Source organism: Sulfitobacter albidus, from assembly GCF_018200035.1.
Classification (GTDB): domain Bacteria; phylum Pseudomonadota; class Alphaproteobacteria; order Rhodobacterales; family Rhodobacteraceae; genus Sulfitobacter; species Sulfitobacter albidus.
The window spans coordinates 1,052,073-1,068,094 of sequence record NZ_CP073581.1 but is presented as its reverse complement, the minus strand read 5'-3'; the positions used below and the strand labels follow the sequence as shown (position 1 = coordinate 1,068,094).

General features: G+C 57.7%; 16 protein-coding genes and 1 tRNA gene. 5 read left to right on the top strand and 12 right to left on the bottom strand.

Going from position 1 to position 16,022, the window contains the following annotated elements; translation table 11 throughout:
* Nucleotides 1–67: 67 nt before the first annotated feature.
* Complete coding sequence (locus tag KDD17_RS04985) at nt 68–655, top strand: DUF6434 domain-containing protein (protein ID WP_212705555.1); 588 nt, start codon at nt 68–70, stop codon at nt 653–655.
* Here KDD17_RS04985 and KDD17_RS04980 read toward each other — a convergent pair.
* Nucleotides 652–1,698 (bottom strand): zinc ABC transporter substrate-binding protein, encoded by a 1,047-nt coding sequence (locus KDD17_RS04980; RefSeq protein ID WP_284438385.1) that lies wholly within the window; start codon nt 1,696–1,698, stop codon nt 652–654. The two genes, KDD17_RS04985 and KDD17_RS04980, sit on opposite strands and share 4 nt — an antisense overlap.
* Before the next feature lie 80 nt (nt 1,699–1,778).
* On the opposite strand from KDD17_RS04980, the gene KDD17_RS04975 reads away from it, so the two are divergent.
* The 3 genes from KDD17_RS04975 to KDD17_RS04965 are packed head-to-tail and all read left to right on the top strand — an operon-like array spanning nt 1,779 to nt 3,780.
* Nucleotides 1,779–2,261 (top strand): transcriptional repressor, encoded by a 483-nt coding sequence (locus KDD17_RS04975; RefSeq protein ID WP_212705553.1) that lies wholly within the window; start codon nt 1,779–1,781, stop codon nt 2,259–2,261.
* A complete protein-coding gene (locus KDD17_RS04970) occupies nt 2,258–2,995 on the top strand; it encodes a metal ABC transporter ATP-binding protein (RefSeq protein WP_212705552.1) in 738 nt (245 codons plus the stop codon). The genes KDD17_RS04975 and KDD17_RS04970 overlap by 4 nt, the downstream gene beginning before the upstream one ends.
* A complete protein-coding gene (locus KDD17_RS04965) occupies nt 2,995–3,780 on the top strand; it encodes a metal ABC transporter permease (protein ID WP_212705551.1) in 786 nt (261 codons plus the stop codon). Before KDD17_RS04970 ends, KDD17_RS04965 begins: the two co-directional genes overlap by 1 nt.
* A 36-nt stretch (nt 3,781–3,816) precedes the next feature.
* On the opposite strand, the gene kynU is transcribed toward KDD17_RS04965, so the two are convergent.
* Genes kynU through KDD17_RS04950 form a run of 3 tightly spaced genes read right to left on the bottom strand, consistent with a single transcriptional unit; the run spans nt 3,817 to nt 6,707 of the window.
* Entirely contained in the window at nt 3,817–5,007 is a 1,191-nt protein-coding gene (gene kynU / locus KDD17_RS04960; protein ID WP_212705550.1) for a kynureninase, read from the bottom strand.
* Nucleotides 5,008–5,835, bottom strand: a complete 828-nt coding sequence (locus tag KDD17_RS04955; RefSeq protein ID WP_212705549.1) for a tryptophan 2,3-dioxygenase — start codon at nt 5,833–5,835, stop codon at nt 5,008–5,010. It lies immediately after the preceding gene.
* On the bottom strand, nt 5,832–6,707 hold the full coding sequence (locus KDD17_RS04950; protein WP_212705548.1) for a hypothetical protein: 876 nt from the start codon (nt 6,705–6,707) through the stop codon (nt 5,832–5,834). Before KDD17_RS04950 ends, KDD17_RS04955 begins: the two co-directional genes overlap by 4 nt.
* A 122-nt stretch (nt 6,708–6,829) precedes the next feature.
* Between KDD17_RS04950 and KDD17_RS04945 the strand changes: the two genes are divergently transcribed.
* Nucleotides 6,830–6,905: transfer RNA gene (locus KDD17_RS04945), tRNA-Thr, on the top strand.
* A 529-nt stretch (nt 6,906–7,434) separates the two neighbouring features.
* On the opposite strand, the gene KDD17_RS04940 is transcribed toward KDD17_RS04945, so the two are convergent.
* The 8 genes from KDD17_RS04940 to KDD17_RS04905 all read right to left on the bottom strand — a co-directional run bounded on the left by KDD17_RS04940 (nt 7,435) and on the right by KDD17_RS04905 (nt 15,712).
* Nucleotides 7,435–7,833, bottom strand: coding sequence for a hypothetical protein (locus tag KDD17_RS04940; protein WP_212705547.1), 399 nt, complete (start codon nt 7,831–7,833; stop codon nt 7,435–7,437).
* Nucleotides 7,834–8,201: 368 nt separating this feature from the next.
* Complete coding sequence (locus KDD17_RS04935) at nt 8,202–9,437, bottom strand: SUMF1/EgtB/PvdO family nonheme iron enzyme (RefSeq protein WP_212705546.1); 1,236 nt, start codon at nt 9,435–9,437, stop codon at nt 8,202–8,204.
* A 518-nt stretch (nt 9,438–9,955) separates the two neighbouring features.
* Complete coding sequence (locus KDD17_RS04930; RefSeq protein ID WP_212705545.1) at nt 9,956–11,320, bottom strand: ApeA N-terminal domain 1-containing protein; 1,365 nt, start codon at nt 11,318–11,320, stop codon at nt 9,956–9,958.
* Nucleotides 11,321–11,587: 267 nt separating this feature from the next.
* Nucleotides 11,588–12,793, bottom strand: a complete 1,206-nt coding sequence (locus KDD17_RS04925) for a hypothetical protein (RefSeq protein ID WP_212705544.1) — start codon at nt 12,791–12,793, stop codon at nt 11,588–11,590.
* Between the two features lie 151 nt (nt 12,794–12,944).
* The gene (locus KDD17_RS04920; RefSeq protein WP_212705543.1) at nt 12,945–13,166 is read right to left on the bottom strand and encodes a hypothetical protein; all 222 of its coding nucleotides are present in this window, start codon (nt 13,164–13,166) and stop codon (nt 12,945–12,947) included.
* A gap of 133 nt (nt 13,167–13,299) precedes the next feature.
* Nucleotides 13,300–13,521 carry a helix-turn-helix transcriptional regulator gene (locus KDD17_RS04915; protein ID WP_212705542.1) on the bottom strand — a complete coding sequence of 74 codons (222 nt, stop codon included), beginning with the start codon at nt 13,519–13,521 and terminating at the stop codon, nt 13,300–13,302.
* A gap of 173 nt (nt 13,522–13,694) precedes the next feature.
* Entirely contained in the window at nt 13,695–14,513 is an 819-nt protein-coding gene (locus tag KDD17_RS04910; protein WP_212705541.1) for a hypothetical protein, read from the bottom strand.
* Between the two features lie 41 nt (nt 14,514–14,554).
* A complete protein-coding gene (locus KDD17_RS04905) occupies nt 14,555–15,712 on the bottom strand; it encodes a site-specific integrase (protein WP_212705540.1) in 1,158 nt (385 codons plus the stop codon).
* Between the last annotated feature and the right edge of the window lie 310 nt (nt 15,713–16,022).

Here is a 16,022-nt window from a genome sequence, read left to right as displayed (position 1 = left end):
CCGTCGCCCTTTTCGGTCGGCGGGGCAATTTCTTTGCGCGGGCGCTGTGATGGGCTATCCTCACCCCATGGAAACCCGACCCGACATTCACGAAGTCACCACCGGAGCGGAGCTGCGCCGCTGGTACTGGCTACGTGCGGAGCTGGCCGATGCCCTGCGCGACCGGGGACTGCCGGTAAGCGGCAACAAGCACGTGCTGCTCGACCGGCTGGCGACCTTTCTGGATACCGGCGACGTGTTGCGACCCAAACCGCGCGCGCAGCGGTCGGATTTCGACTGGCACAGCGCGCCGCTGGACCCCACGACCGTCATCACCGACAGCTACCGCAACACCCAGAACGTGCGGCGGTTCTTTCGCGACCACGCAGGCGCGGGGTTCAAATTCAACATCGCCTTCATGACATGGATGCGCGAGAACACGGGCCGCACGCTGGCCGACGCGGTTGAAGCGTACCACGCCATCAGGGCCGACGGCGCCAGGACCCGCAGCACCATCGCGCCGGACAACCAGTTCAACAAATACACCCGCGATTTTCTGGACGACAATCCGACGCTGGGCATGGCGGAGGTGCGCAAATACTGGGCCCTGAAACGCGCGCGCCCGTCCGAGGACGGGCGCCACACCTACGATCCGTCGGATCTGGATCTCGGCTAGTTTTTGCCGGTCAGGCAGTCGGCCATGGATGTGGCCAGTGTGCGGATCAGCCCCGCATAGTCGCTGCCGTCGCCCAGCGGATCGAGTGTGGCAATGCGCACGTCCTGCCCCTCGACCGCCGTCTCGATCAGCGATGTGTTCATCTGTGGTTCGGCAAAGGCGCAGGTGATCTGCGTCTCGCTCAGCGTGGCGCGCAGGGCCGACAAGCGCCGTGCGCCGGGGCTGGATCCTTCGCCGTCGATGACCGACCCCGTTGCCTCGATCTCGAAGGCGTCCTCGAAGTAGTGGAAGGCATCGTGCAGCACGATGAAATCCTGCCCGCGCGCGGGCGCGAGGATTTCGGTCACCTCCACCTCAAGCGCGGTCATCTCACCGGCAAAGGCGCTGGCGTTCGCGGCATAGAGCTCGGCGTTCGCGGGGTCGCGGCTGCCCAGCAGCTCTGCAAGTGCGGCGGCCGCCTGAACGGCATTGGCCGGGTCGAGCCAGAGATGCGGATCGACCGCCCCCGCGTGATCGTGGCCCGCGTGATCGTCGTGGCCCTCTTCGCCGGCGTGGTCATGATCGTCATGACCCTCTTCCTTGGCGTGGTCATGATCGTGATGACCCTCTTCCTTAGCATGGTCGTGATCGTCGTGGCCCTCTTCCTTGTCGTGATCGTCATGGTCGGCGTGGTCTTGGTCATGATCATGGTCGTCGAACGACACCCCTTCACGATAGGGCAGCAGGGCGAGCGGCGCGTCCATCAGCTCCAGCACGGCGGCGTCTTCGGAAAGCGCCTCGATCGGGTCTTCGAGAAAGCCGGTCAGCCCGTGGCCGACCCAGACGACCACATCCGCCGCTGCCAACGCGCGTGCCTCCGAGGGGCGCAGCGCATAGTCGTGGGGCGACGCGCCGGGCGGGACCAGCACCGTGGGCTCCCCCGCCCCCTGCATCACCCGCTTGGCAATCGCGCCGACGGGTGGGATATCTGTCACGACGCGCGGCACTTCGGCAAAGGCAAATCCGGGAACGACAGTGAGCGACAGCAAAAGAGTACGGCGCATGGGAGACCTCATGGATTGATTCCCTCTCTTGCTAACAGTGATGTTATAACATATCAACCACCACCAATACCGGAGGCCCCATGACAGATCCCATCGGATTCGCCCGCCACGACCATAGCGCCTGTATCGACAGCACGCTTGCGCGCGCCGACGCCGACTGCGCGTCCCGTGGCCTGCGCCTGACCCCCGTGCGCCGCCGCGCGCTCGAGATCCTGCTGCGCGAGCACCGCGCGCTTGGCGCCTACGATCTGCTGGCGCATCTGAAGGCCGACGGCATGGGCAGCCAGCCGCCCGTCGCCTACCGGGCGCTGGATTTTCTGGTCAAGGCGGGGTTCGCCCACAAGATCGAAGCGCTCAACGCCTATATCGCCTGTGCGCATCCCGGGGCCGATCACGCGCCTGCGTTTCTGATCTGCCGCGCCTGCAACACCGTGGCCGAGGCCGACACCGCCCCCGCCGCGGGCCGGTTGGGCGATGCCGCTGCCGCCGCGGGCTTTGCCATCGAGCGCACGGTGGTCGAGGCCGAGGGCCTCTGCCCCGCCTGTCAGGACGCCCCCGCATGAGCCGCTTGATCACCACCGACGCGCTCACCCTCGCCTACGGCGCCACGCCGGTGCTGCGCGACGTGGACATGCACATCGACCGGGGTGAGATCGTGACCATCGTGGGGCCGAACGGATCGGGAAAAAGTTCGCTTTTGCGCGGCCTGATCGGCGCGCTGCCTGCATTCTCGGGCACCGTCACCCGCGCGCCCGCGCTGCGCGTGGGCTACGTGCCGCAAAGCCTTGCGGTGGATGCCACCCTGCCCCTGACGGTCGCGCGGTTTCTCAACCTGCCCAGCCGTGTGGCCCGCGCCGATTGGCAGGCCGCGCTGGTGGACGTGGGCGCCGAGGCGCTGGCGGATCGGCAGATCCGCGGCCTCTCGGGCGGACAATTGCAGCGGGTGCTGCTGGCGCGCGCGCTGTTGGGCGCGCCGGATCTGCTGATGCTCGACGAGCCGACGCAGGGGCTGGATCAACCGGGGGCCGCGCAATTCTACCGCCTGATCGAAGAGGTCCGGCGCACGCGGGGGTGTGCCGTGCTGATGGTGAGCCACGATCTGCACGTCGTCATGGCCGCCTCCGATCGGGTGCTGTGCCTCAACGGGCATCTGTGCTGTCAGGGCACGCCCAAGGTTGTGGCCGACGCGCCGGAATACCGCGCGCTTTTTGGTTCCGGCACGCGGGGCGCGCTGGCGCTCTACCAGCATGACCACGATCACGACCACCACCCCCACGACTGTTCCGAGCACGCCTGATGATCGACGCTTTCCTCATTCGTGCGGCCCTTGCGGGCCTTGGCGTGGCGCTGGCCGCGGCGCCGCTGGGCTGTTTCGTCGTGTGGCGGCGCATGGCCTATTTTGGCGATGCCACCAGCCATGCGGCGATCCTTGGGGTGGCGCTGGCGCTGGCCGTGGATCTGCCGGTCATGGGCGGCGTGCTGGCGGTGGCGCTCGCGATGGCGCTGATCCTGACGCGGCTCTCGTCACGGGGCATCGGCGCGGATGCGCTGCTGGGCGTTCTGGCCCATTCCGCGCTGGCGCTGGGGCTGATGGCCGTGGCGCTCATCGACGGGGTGCGCGTGGACATCGAAAGCTATCTCTTTGGAGAGATCCTTGCCGTGACGGCGCAGGATCTGGCGTTGATCTGGACCGGGGCGGCGCTGGTGCTCGCGCTTTTGGGCTGGCGCTGGCAGGCGCTGCTGACGGCGACGCTGTCGCCGGATCTGGCGCAGGCGAGCGGTCTGTCGCCCCGGCGCGAGCAGTTGATCCTGACGGTGGCGCTGGCTGTCGTGGTGGCCGTGGCGCTCAAGGTGGTGGGCGCACTGCTGATCGCCGCGATGCTCATCATCCCCGCCGCCGCCGCGCGACCGCTTGCGCGCACGCCCGAAGGCATGGCGATCACGGCGGCGCTGCTGGGCGCGCTATCGGTTCTGGGTGGGTTGACGGCCGCATTCGTGATCGACACGCCCGCCGGACCCAGCATTGTGAGCGTGGCCGCCGTGCTGTTTGCGATCACACAGATGGTGCGCCGCGAAACTTAAGGCAGAGCCTTAAGGTCGCAGCGCATCCGGCTGGCATTACGTAACTTTTGATCTGACCTTGTACTTGTCCTGATCCCAAAGATCGTCGTTCATCACCTCCGCGATGATCTTGACCGCCGCAGTCACATCGCCGCTATCGAGATACATCGGCGTGAAGCCAAAGCGCATGATGTCGGGCGCCCGGAAGTCTCCGATCACCCCGCGATCAATCACCGCCTGCATCGCGGCGTAGCCTTCGGCAAAGCGGAACGAGACCTGACTGCCGCGCACCGCGGCGTCGCGGGGCGAGGCAAGCGTCAGCTGTGGCACGTCGCGCTCGATCTCTTCGATGAACTGTTCTTGCAGCGCGACGGAGGCTGTGCGCAGCTCCTGCATATCGACATCGTCCCAAAGCGCCATGGCAACTTCCAAAGCGGTGAGTTGCAATACCGGCGGGGTGCCCACGCGCATCCGCTCGATCCCCTGCCCGGGGGTGTAGCCCAGATCGAAATCAAAGGGCTTGCGGTGACCGAGCCACCCGCTCAGCGCGGGCTCGACCCGGTCCGCCAGATCGGGGCGCACGTAGATGAACGCAGGCGCGCCCGGACCGCCATTGAGGTATTTGTAGGTGCAGCCAATCGCCATCTCGCAGCCCGAGCCCGCCAGATCCACCGGCAGCGCGCCGGCCGAATGGGCCAGATCCCAGACCATCACGGCCCCTGCGTCCTGTGCGGCGCGGGTGACTGCGTTCATGTCGTGCTTGCGCCCGGTGCGGTAATCCACTTCCGTGAGCATCACCACGGCGACGCTGTCATCAGTGGCACCCAGCACCTCCTCGGGGGCGACGGTGCGCAAGGCGTAGCCCTGTCCCAGCAGCCCCACCAGCCCCTCGGCCATGTAGAGATCGGAGGGGAAATTGCCGGTATCCGACAGGATCACCCGCCGCTCCGGCACCAGCTTGATGCCTGCCGCCAGCGCCTGAAACACCTTGATCGACAGGGTATCGCCCATCACGACCGACCCGGGTGCCGCGCCGATGATCCGCGCCACGCTGTCGCCCACGCGGCTGGGCTGATCCATCCAACCCGCCCCGTTCCAGCCGCGGATCAACATTTCGCCCCATTCGTCGCTGAGCATGTCCTGCATGCGCGCGCCCACGCCGCGCGGCAGTGGCCCCAGCGAGTTGCCGTCGAGGTAGATCACCCCCTCGGGGATATCGAACGCCTCTTTCCTCAAAATACCAGCCACCTACAACGCTCCTCTGACGTGCCACAGCTCGGGGAACAGCTCCACCTCAAGCATCTTTCGCAGATAGGACACGCCCGCCGTGCCGCCAGTGCCGCGTTTGAAACCGATGATGCGTTCGACCGTCGTGACGTGGTTGAACCGCCAGCGGCGGAAGTAATCCTCAAGATCGACAAGCTTTTCAGCCAGCTCGTAAAGCTCCCAATTGGTGCCACGGTCCTCGTAGACGCGCTGCCACAGATCCTGCACGCGGGTGTCGGCCTGCCAGGCCTGCGGCCCCGGCGCGCCCGCCAGATCCTCGACCTCCAGCCGTGCGCACAGGACGGTCAGCGCCACCTGATAGAGGCTTGGCTGCGTCAACTCATCGGCCAGCCGCGCGTGCGCCTCCGGGCGGTGCGCGTGCACCTTCATCAGCGCGCCAATGCGGTTGCCAAGGATGTATTCGACCAGTCGGTACTGGTGCGACTGAAAGCCCGAGGATTTGCCCAGGCTGGGGCGAAATTCAGTGTATTCCGAGGGGGTCATCGTGCGCAGCACGTCCCAGGCGTTATTCAGCTGCTCGAAAATGCGCGTGACACGCGACAGCATCTTGAACGCGGGCCGCAGGGAGCCGCGCTGAAGCGCCGTGCGCGCCGCCTCCAGCTCGTGGATCGCCAACCGCATCCACAGCTCCGACGTCTGGTGCTGCACAATGAACAACATTTCATCGTGGGCGTCGGATAGCGGGTGTTGTGCTGTCAGGATCGCGTCGAGGCCAAGGTAGTCCCCGTAGGACATATCGGCCGAGAAATCCATTTGCGCGCCATCGGAGGCTTTGTCAAAATCGCTCATGGCATGAGCAATCGCACGCCGGGGATGGCCGCGATGGCCTCCATATCAGCGTCGTAGATCTCGGTCAGCTCGTCGACCAGTTCGTCGGTCCAGCCAGGCATGTCGAGCTCTTCCTCCACCGCCTCCTCCACCGCGTATTTGTCGAGAAACGCGGCGATGGCGCGGCGTTTCTGGTGCTCCGTCATGACCGGATGATCCTTGAGATAGGCGCGAAAGCGTTTCATGCCCTCATCGCTCATGATCGAATTGAGCAGATCAAACCCGCCGATGATCTTGCGATCGTCGGGCAGCCCGGCCATTTGCCGAATGATATGCGCCCAGATCAGCGGCGTATCCTCGTTGCACCAAACGGTGATCGGCGCCTGGGGTACGGAGGAGCGCATCAGCCCGATCACTTCCGACCAGCGGATGTCCGTCGGCACCCGCCCGGCCCAGAAGTCCTCCGGCTCAGGCTTGGTCGCCTTGCGGTGCAGAATGGGCAGCAACGTCGCCGGATTGCGGATACCGATGAAAATCTCGACATCATCGACGGCAAAAAGCTGCACCAGCCGCATCATCCTCACCGGCGCGGAGGGATACAGCATTCCCTGCTGCACCGCCGTCTTTGGCGTGCGAAAGAAGTTCGGATCCGACAAGATGACCCGGCTGGCGTCCCCTTCGTCGAGGATTGCATCCATCAACACGTCCCGCGCCCCATCCGCCGCGGGCGCGCGCACCATTGCATTGAGGGTCTCGCGCAGGATACCGCGGTATTTGCTGGGTCCGGGCACGGCAACACCGATCTTCGAGAAGTCCTCTGCATTGCGCAAAAGACACTTCATCAGTCGGTCTTCTTCGGTAAAATGTACCCCTGCGTGCAGGACAAGTTTCATCTCGGACGCCCCTGTGGCTGTTGCCAGCGGTATACTCCGAAGCCCGCCCCGGACGAAACCCGCAATCTTGGTGAAAATCACACTTGCACGATGGTCCAACAGGCATTAAACGCCCCCGCAGTGCCCCTATAGCTCAGCTGGTAGAGCAACTGATTTGTAATCAGTAGGTCCGCGGTTCGAGTCCGTGTGGGGGCACCATTTTCACATAAAAATCAGTGAGTTACGACGCTTGTGACTTTTGCGGCAATCGGCGGAAATATCCGGAAGCTTATCGGAAGCCGTCGTTCGGTGCCTTAGGGCCGTGCTGCTGGAATCACGCTTTGAATAAATTGAATGAATCCCGTTGACCTTCGGTCCCTTCGCTTTGCAGTTCACATTGAGGATGTAAACAAAACAGCCCATTGCTGCCGTTCAACTAAGCTCTCGACACTTCATCGCGGCGCACCCAAAGCAGACGTTGATCAACCTTGCAGCATCCAGAAGCGTTTGATGGCAGCTATGCGGACTTTGCCGCCATTCGGTTTTCGAGCTTCGCTGACGCAGCATCCTCTCGCGTCTGCGGCATGTCATTTGTTGCAGCGCAGCGCATGTCGTCATTGCGGTCATTCTCAGGGGTCGATTTGGCCCGAACCGACACCACACTTTCGCTGCTGCTATGTCCGACCATCCAAACGCGGGACTTTACTGCCGTTGAAGAAATCTAACTGAAAGTCTGCTCGGCTATGAATCAGCTACCCTTCGCTATGATGAGATTATGCCTGTACTCGATTTGCTTTGGCCGCCAAAACGGGATCAAGATCAAACCGGTTGTGGTGTCATTGACCCAAGTGTCACCTTGCCAAGCCTGAACAGTCCAACTGCATTCCATCGCGCCACGTTTTGTCACCTTGAGGCGACACTCTTGTGAAAGGCCAAACGTGAAGCAGTTTAGGGCTTCTTCCTCGTTCTCAAAGTGTTCGTGCCAACCGTCGAAGCTAACCTGAAATTCGCTGCCAAAAGCTTGAAACGATATGTCAAAGCTCTCGGCGTTATTGCAGGAAACGATGATGTGATCATCGTTGAAGTCGATATCAAACCCGCTGTACCCATCGAGCTTTGAGAGGATTGCTTCGTGCCACTTTGTCATGGGAAGACTGTGCCTGCCCTAACATAAGAAGTGGAGCGAAATATCTCCTAAAATAGCGATGGTCGCTTCTTAGCGGACCTTCGAGTAGGTCGCAGCATCGGTAACTTCGGGTTCCCACCCCGATTTTGCCGCCATCTTCACGAACGCCAGCTCACCAATCTCCAATGATGGCTGCCGCCAGAGCCTCCCGCAACATCATGGGCTTGCAAGAAACTGCGGATGGCGGGTCCTGGTCGGCCTGCCGCATCGGCATTGCTGCGCCAGCATGGACCCGTTCAGAGCCCATACTTCCCGACTTTCTGCAATGCCGCCAATGTCTGCTATTCATCGCAGGGCCAAAATTCGAGTGTCATTCGACGCCTCATGTCTTATGTATATGGTCCCACGCATCGAAAGCCTAAACACCGGCCCTTTGCGTCCGGAATTCGCCCCCGTCTGTAAGATGATCTGGAAAGGTCTGTTGGGCTTACCCAACTCCCGCCACGCTCGCTCCGTATTCCAGTGCAAGAGGGCGCGCCGCCTCTAGCGTATGCCGACGGATCGAACCAATCTGCGCACCATTGCCAGACATTCCCAGCCATCTGGAGACCGCCAAATGGCGAGACACCCAACTTGGCATTCACAGGTTCAAGGGGAAGATCAGCTACATCTTTATACGCGGCGTGGCGCTGATGCTTACCTGCGTTGATGGCATCGCTTTCTAGATCGTCATCTCCCCATGGCCATCGTTTCGATGTCGGTCCGCGCGCCGCATACTCCCATTGCGCCTCCGAAGGCAGAAACGTGCTGTTTTCAGCGTGCCAGTCATGGCCATTCGCCCAAAGCGAGTAGGCAACCGCGCCATACCATGTGACCAAAATCATCGGCCATTCCTCAGTCCCGGATTTTGGCGACCAACCCGCACTGTTGCTTTCGATTAGCTGGTGATCGAAGCGGCGTTCTCCTGGCCGGATTAGAAACCATTTGCACAAAACCTCATCATCAATTGCGCCGATGCTGTTCAAAAAGCGGCAGAAAGCTGTCGTAGAAACTGTCTCTCGATCTATGAGAAATGGCTCAATATCAACAGTATGGAGCGGCTTTTCATCTGGATGGGCATCTGCACACTTGCTGCCAATCTCCACACTGCCACCCTTAAGCAGCATACAGACCATGCCGTCTGTCATCCGCCTAAACTGCTCAACACCCAGATCGGATTTACCAAGTGAGCGATAAAGCTCGGATGGCTGAGATTCCAGTGCGCCGCCAAGCTGCGAAAATGCTGCCTTTTCGTGGTATTGGTGCGTTGCTTTTCCAAATCCTGTTTGCTCAGTGTGACCACTGCCCGATCGCAGGTGAACTAACTCCGCCATATCTTTGAAGGTTAGGTACCTGCGCGTGAAAACCTCTTTGTATGCCGGATCGCCAACCTCTTTTGCATCGGGAAGCGAAACGTCAAATGCCTCTTCAACGGCCATCATCCATTCGATGAGGTCTAAGCTATCAATGCCTAGGTCTTGAACAGGTCGGGTGTTGAGCGAAATCTTGGCTGATCTGATGCCGAATTGCTCAGCGCTCAAGGCAAGAATATTAGCCTCAATTTCTTCTAATGCCTGTCGCGCCATGTTTGCCTGCCTCGGTCACCACTAATCACTGACTTTCGAAGGTTATCACGACTTAGTCGGCAATTGGAACGTAGAGGTCGGTGTCAGGATGGGCCTTTCGCTCGACAATGACGGGCGTTGGATAGCTCCAAGAAAATCGGACCGTTTGTTAAGGGGCTCGCCAAACCCGCCATTGGCGCAGCCGCAGAGAAGTTACACTTGGTCCCGCGTCTTGTGAATTGCCATCGAAGTTGTTGCCGCGCGGCGAACGAATGGCAGCGATCTCTGCCGCCGCGCGGCGTATTGGACCGAGCATCTGCGGCGATTTCCGTGCTGCAAGCGCACGCAGCATAAAAGTTCGATGACCGCCTTGGGCTCACTGCCGCCATTAGATCGACCGCAGCATTCGCGACTGAAAGGTCCTTTGCGAATGATAGGAACGGCCCAAAGCGGACTTTGACCGGCAACCGCTCTCGCGGTAGTACTGCATCGATAAGCAGCTGTCCTCCAGCAAAAGAAGTAGAACCAAAGCGGCACACTTATCTTGGCAATACCAGATATTCCGTAAAATTATTGGGGCCGTAACCCCAATGATGATCGGCAGGAAGAGGTAATTTTCGATATAGGAGAAAGAAGGCCAAAGCTTCTACCGCCTGAGTACACCTCACATAGTCTCCAAATTCATCGTTGCTTGTATGGTCAAATTTGGAATGAGCAAATCTTCCACGAATGTTGAACGCTTTATGGATATCTTTGAGAAACCGTTCCTTTAGCAGAGGATCATCTTTTTGAACGGTCAAATCGATTAACCTTTTGAGGAGATCGTTTCGACTTTCGGTTCTAAGTTGGCTGATGGCCCCCAAAATCCTGTCAGACAAATCAAGACCAAGATCGCACGCTTTCTCAATCGCAGCCTCTGAAATTTTTTTCAGCTCATATTTATTGTCCAGTTTCAGCTGTTTGGCATCGGGAGTGGACTCAAGCCATTTGCAAGCATTCAGAATTCGACTAGTATCAAAAATGTTACCTTCGCGTGTTGCTAACAAAAGACCGGAGAAAGCAGGGTTCCATGTCGCCCAGTTCTCCATCCAAAACGTCAAACAGCTAGACGTTGATTTCCGATCTACTTCTTCGAAGCACCGCAAGACGCTTGTTGGTTGGTGATCCCGGTTTTCCTCTGCTGCTTCTGCCTGTCCAGTAGGCCAAATTAGCTGAAACGATGCGGGGGCTGTTCCACCACCCACCAGAGGTTGTTCTTGATCTCTATCTGGAACGAGCCAGTAGTCTCCAGTACGCACTTCAATAGCAGCGGCCATGGTGAAAAAGGTTCGCAGAACCGCAACAAATTTGCTGACTTCTGCGACCGACTTGGGTTTTGCAAACTCCACGCTGCCATGCGCGTCAGAGACGCTGAAGTTGTCGTCGCGCCAATCGAACGAATAACTATAAGATATCGTAACTGTTGCATCGCCTGACCGAGCTTCAATTATTGTAGCATCCGGTAGGTCCCCTAATTTTGATACCGTGATTCTGCGTCTAATGTCCGGCGCGTCCAACAATCCATTTGTGTTCGATAATTTGAAATGGAATTCTTTGACACGATCATCTTCTTCCCAAGGCCGAAATCCGAGAATTACTTGCCGCGCATCGAACGTAAGATAGTGGCATGTGTGACGCGCTGTGGACGCGGAGCCCGGTGATGTCGAGATCGGCGTAACGGTGCAGTATTGGTTGTCCTCAAGTCTAAGTGCTATGCTTGCATCGTGCTTGAAGTAAACGAAGTCTTCAAATCCAACCAGTTTGACGTCGATCCGCTCAGGTGAAAACGAAATTCGTCCGGGAATTGATTTGCCTTCATAATTCGCTCTGCAAAGTAACGTTTTCCCGTAGTAAGTTTTGTCCAAATGTCCGCCGCCTTAAATGAATTCGAATAATGTGTGAAATGCTGACGCACGTGAATACTACACTATGTATAAGAGCACTTGTTTGATAGCCTATTACATTCCCACAAGCTCCGGCCAAAGTTGACTTTCACGATGCCGCCTTTAAAGGTTCGCGTCCATAGCGAATGACCGCTTCCCGCCCTTCGTCTTGTGTCGCATGACACGCGGAACCGCCCTGCTTGCTGCAAGGCGGTTTCGGCTGTCTAGTTTGTTAAGCCTTACGCAGATTTAGGCCCCCGCAAGGAACACATACCGCTCTTGCGCCTCCCTGAGCTGCTTTTCAGTCCTTCGCGGGTTTGCCTGTATCTGTCCCTTCATGTCTTCCGCAATCTGATCAATGGCGGCTGGCAGCCCGTCAAATTCAATCCCGCGCAAGGCCGCTATCGTGACGCTACATCCCAGCACGTTGCGAAAGACCATCCCGATATGTTGTTCGCGGTGAACCTCTTTCATCGGGTTGGGATCCGCGCCGCTCCGCATCTCGGTCAGGTCATCATTCATCTCCGCACAGACAATTTCCCAAAGCGGATGGTTGGGCCAGCGTGCACGGTTGGTGTCGGTCTGATCTGGATCAGTATAGCGCACCGCCTCGCCTGACTGGCGGCACAGATCACCGAAGCGGTCGAAGAACTGCTCCCACGTGCGAATGCCCCACGTATCCTTAAGCAAGTCCTTCCCCGCGCGAAACTCTACTCGCCAAACACGGTTGGCCCGTGCTTGGTCCGGATCGGGGGTCAGGATCGGGGGCGGGTCGTCTGCCTTATGTAGCGTACCGTTACGTAGGCCCCCCTCAGTGAAACTACGTAACGTATGGTTCCAGATATTCCACCAGTAAGATTTGCTATGGGCAATTACCTCGGCGCGTTTGTCATAGACAATCACCTGCCGGTTGCGCGATGCGCCAACGGTAACAGACGTTGTGCGCCCCGATTTCCCGTTCACCGACATTTCTGTGTCGGTCACAAAGTCCCGCCGCCCCGCCGCGCTGTGCATCACAAAATGTTCGGGTGTGAGGGCAAAATCAGGCGCATGTACGTCTACGCAAAAATCTGCCCGCGATATGCTGATATCCTCAGGACCGAAGCGCACGCCAAGCCGTTGCAAGGTATCATCCACATGAGCCTTGGCACGACCTAGCCCATTCATCGCCATGAAGTATGACCCGAACGAAAGCCGGATACCCCATTCATCCTTGGCATTGGGTTTCTTGAAGAACCAAGTCGCGCCATCGGGGCCACCGCTGGCGATGAACCTGTACCCGTTGCCACCATGCGCCTTGAGATGCAATTTGACGCCGTTGTAGTCGATCAGAATTTCGCGGCCTTCTTCATCGGCGCGCTCTTTCTCTGCCTCAAGATAGTCAAACAACCCATTAGGAATGTTTGCCTTTACCGCCAGCGCCAATGTGTCAAAACCACGGTGCAAAACAGTCATGCCGTGCGGGTCGGTATTTCCAGAGGGGGGTGCTACAACCACCCCCCTTTGACCGGAATTGCGCACTGCCTCCGGATGCAGCTGGTTCCTGCCTGTGCCTCCGGCGGGGTAGCTTTTGTTTTGGGGCCGTTTTGCGCGTGACGCATTTTGATCAGGTGTTTGCATTGGTCTGCTTCGCAATCCAGATTTCTGCGCGTTCTGCGCATTTCGCTAGGTTCAAAAGATCGGCATGGGCAAAGCTGGTTGTGTTTTGCCATGTGCCATTGGCGTCTTTGTAAGAACGAGACATATCAACGCTATAGAAGCCGTTGTTGTCCCAGATTGTCGCCGTGGTCAGGCCAAGCCGGATCTTGTGGCTGGGTGTTTTCGTCATTGGTTTTCCTCTCTGACGGGTAAGCGGTAGACAAAGAAAGGGCGCACGCTGCCGTTTGAACGTGCGCCCTGTTTGAAAGCCATCCGGCCCCAAAATCCCTTGGCGTGCTACCAACCCGCCAAGGGCAAACTGATTATGGTGTGGTGTTTTGTGAGGTGTTGGATACCGTGCGGTCGGCAATCCACTTTTCCAGATCAGCGCGGCGATAGCGCACGGATCGGGCGGATACCTTCACGAAGTCAGGGCCACCGCCACGGTGCCGCCAATTCTGCAAAGCACGCACTGAATAGCAAAGGATGGACGCGGCTTCGCGTTCGTTGACGAGAGACGAAGAGTTGATGACGTTGTGCGGCATTATATGACCTCATGTGAGTTTAGGTGTTCTTAGTGAGGTCAAAGGTAGTTTGGCGCTGATCTTGCGAATAGACGACACAAATCATGGCATTGGAAAAAAATCGAAGCACCCTCAAGTTACTGACTTTAAAAAGTAAAATATCTAAAATTCTAGGCGCAATGATTGTGCTATGATTAGCTTCTGGTTTTCGGGCCTGCAACCTTCCAGCTATCTGGGGCAAAACTGTCCCAATGCCTCGCAGCCTCTCGCTGCGACATAGGGGAAAATTTGTCTCTCAACTCGGTTGTGAAGGCAAGCTTCTTGGGTGGCGCGGAATGAGACTTCGTGGCTGCAGCGAAATATGACTTTATCCTATCCTCTTTTGATCGCTTGATTCCGTCGGAAGAAAAGTCGGATTGAGTCGCATACCAAATATCAAATTTATCTTTTCTGACGTGCGCTGTATTCTTCCTACGTCCGGATTTAGATCGCGGTGCATAGATTAAAGAAAACACAAAACTGATGTAAAAGTCTTTTTCTTGAGACCAATTCTTCCAAATTACATCACAACTTGCACCACAAATTAATGTAAGCTCATTTCTGGCGAAAGCGGTGCACAGTCGATTTTCCACGGCCAAGCGCCTTTGCCATGTTGCGTCATCGATGTATTTACTCTCATAACGTCCTCGAATCCTGTGCAAATTATTTCGAGCCTCTAACGCTTTGTTGGCTAGGTTCTCTTGCTGCGCCATATGTTTTTCGAACTCTGCATGATCTAAGCCAGAGCTATCGAGCAGGGCAAGAGCACGCGCTTGCCGCGTATATCTTTGATACTCATCTTCCAATGCCACTTTACGGGCTTTGATAGCTTCGATATCGCTTACCGGTGCAGCAAACTGCTCCAGTCCAGACCATGTGTCCGGATACATCGCCAAACCTACACGAAAAAATGCCTCGCTTAGGATGTAATGTGTAGTCAGATCAAACTGTATCGGTGCTGTTCTTGGACTCATTTTTTCACCTGAGTTCGTGTGTCGATTGTCTGTTATTCAGATTACGCCATACTCCCCAAGGTAGCCGCAAGTCGATTTGCAATCTGTCCTGCTGCCTTCTGAACCGCATCATCGGAGAGATGTGCATACCGTAACGTTGTCGACAGGTTTTTGTGGCCAAGGATCTCTTTCAACATGAACGGATCAACACCATTCATGACAGCAACAGAGGCGTATGTGTGACGCAGATCATGGACGCGAACGTCCTCAAGCCCTGCCCTCGCCCTGATTTTTCGCCAAGGCTTTTGCATATCATTGTAGTGACCAGTGCCATGGTCACCCAAAATCACGTAGGGATTGCCCTCGCGTCGCTCCAGCGTGTCGATAAGAGCGCGTGCTTCACGGGGCAAAGGGATACGTCTACGGCCCGTCTTGCTATCGGGCAACTCTAGGTGAGTTTTGGTCACAAAGTCCCATTTCAGTTTTTGAATTTCACTGAGGCGGCAACCAGTGAGCAAAAGCAAATAGAACGCGACAAAAACGTAACGTGAGATTTGTCCGGATTTGAACATTTCTGCAAGCACTTCGCCAAGCCGTTCCTGTTCAGTTTCGTCCAGATATCGCTTTTTCTCTTCCTCTGGATAGCGTTTGATACGGCGCGTCGGGTTGGTGTTCATAGCGCGCAAGCCCCAATCCTCGGCAAGGTTCAGCATCTTGGATAGGACCATGACGCCACGGTTGGCTTGGTAAGGGGTGTCACGCCGCTTGAGGTGGAAAGCCTGAATGTCGCTAAAGGTGATTTCCGATACCTTGATACCGCCCAAAACAGGGTTCACGACGCCGCGCAGCAGATTGCGGTAGTCGTAAAGCGTCGTCGGTTTGCAATGCAGAGAAACGTGCTCTTTCAAAAAGCGTTCGCCCAGCTGTTTGATCGTAGGGCTGCGCAGACGGGCCTTGCGTTCGGCAGATGGATCCATGCCCCGCGCAACATCTGCCTGCACCAGCTTGGCGCCTTTGCGCGCCTCGTCGGCAGTCACGACGCCATGCCGTCCCAGCGTCTTGCGCCGCGTGCGCCCGTGCAGTTTGTACTGGACGATGTACACCTTCCGCCCACTTGGGTAGCTACGCAGCCCAAAGCCCGCAAGCTCGTCATCCCAGCTGATGCTTTCCTTATCGCCAGCCGCAAGGCTATCGACATACCTTGTCGTCAGTTTTGCCATCTCTACCCACCAAAACCGGAAGCCTATCGGAAGACTCGTGCAGCGTTTCGTGGCGTTGGTGGTGACAGACAAGCGCAGCGCGCGTCAAATAAAAACATGCGTTATCAGTTATTTATGTGCGATTGGCGCGACTTGGCGAAATCGAGCGAAATCCCATTTTGGCCGTTTGTAATCAGTAGGTCCGCGGTTCGAGTCCGTGTGGGGGCACCATTTTTCCGAATGGAACAATGAATTACTCGATCTATGTGCAGGTCGGAGATCTGACTCGCAGATATGGAGCGTGTTGGAAGGCGTTGCTGCGCTGGAGCGT